This is a genomic window from Pseudomonas sp. EL_65y_Pfl1_R83, from assembly GCF_963970695.1.
Classification (GTDB): Bacteria; Pseudomonadota; Gammaproteobacteria; order Pseudomonadales; family Pseudomonadaceae; genus Aquipseudomonas; species Aquipseudomonas tritici.
The window spans coordinates 1-463 of sequence record NZ_CAXAQI010000389.1 but is presented as its reverse complement, the minus strand read 5'-3'; the positions used below and the strand labels follow the sequence as shown (position 1 = coordinate 463).

Annotated in this window: 1 protein-coding gene; it reads left to right on the top strand. The window is 62.6% G+C overall.

Annotation, left to right across the window (positions count from 1 at the left end; translation table 11 throughout):
• Positions 1–105: 105 nt before the first annotated feature.
• Positions 106–463 (top strand): cbb3-type cytochrome c oxidase subunit I (locus tag AACY08_RS29450; protein WP_339472604.1); only part of this gene is annotated, 358 nt, incomplete at its 3' end.

Genomic DNA, 463 nt, shown 5'->3' with positions numbered 1-463 from the left:
CAATGCCCGGCACACGCGCAACAGACGTCCCGGCGACCGCCGGCGACCGAAGGACTTTCTGACATGACGTCCCCCCTTCCCCTTTCGTCGCCGTCGATCAGCCCGATCTTCGGCCGCCTGACGCTCGATGCGTTGCCGCTGCATGAAATCCCCGTGCTCGTCGCCTTTGCCGGCACCGCCGTTGGTGGCCTCGCGCTGCTCGCGGTCATCACCTATTACAAGGCATGGGGCATGTTGTGGCGCGACTGGTTCACCAGCGTCGACCACAAGAAGATCGGCATCATGTACATCATCCTCGGATTGGTGATGTTCGTGCGTGGCTTCTCCGATGCGCTGATGATGCGCGCGCAGCAGGCGATGGCCTTTAACGGCAACCCCGGCTACCTGCCGCCCGACCATTACAACCAGATCTTCACCGCGCACGGCGTGATCATGATCTTCTTCGTGGCGATGCCGCTGGTGG